Origin of the sequence: Pseudomonas sp. EL_65y_Pfl2_R96 (assembly GCF_963970905.1) — a bacterium.
GTDB lineage: Bacteria > Pseudomonadota > Gammaproteobacteria > Pseudomonadales > Pseudomonadaceae > Aquipseudomonas.
This window is the reverse complement of the sequence record NZ_CAXAQH010000425.1, coordinates 1-358: the sequence shown is the minus strand read 5'-3', so window position 1 is coordinate 358 and position 358 is coordinate 1. Positions and strand designations below refer to the sequence as shown.

General features: G+C 60.6%; 1 protein-coding gene. It reads left to right on the top strand.

The genetic code is table 11. The features are described from left to right. Positions 1-358, top strand: a 358-nt coding sequence (locus tag AACY49_RS31390; RefSeq protein WP_339528255.1) for a hypothetical protein, incomplete at both ends; no start/stop codon positions are given.

The window sequence follows — 358 nt, the reverse complement described above, 5'->3', positions numbered from 1 at the left end:
AAGCCGAAGTGGTCGCAATCGTCTTCGGTGGCTGTAGGCAATGGAATGCTCGCGGGCAGTTGGGCGGCCATTGAAGGTGTGTGGGACGGCATCAGCCTGCTGTCGGACATTCTCAAGGATCCGGCGAGGTTCGCAGAGCGGTTGGGTGAAAGCGTCGCAGAGCTGGAGAGGCTCGCCAAAACCGCACCGGATGTCATGGAAAAAGCCCAGTTGCTAGCCAGTGACGAAGCCGCGCTGTGCCTGCTGGTGCGCTGCGCCAGCCTGTGGTTGGACATGCTGCCACCGAGCGAAATCGCCGGCAAAACCGCCGAAGCGGTGTCGATGATGGTGGTGCAGCTGTTGATCGACATCCTGATTG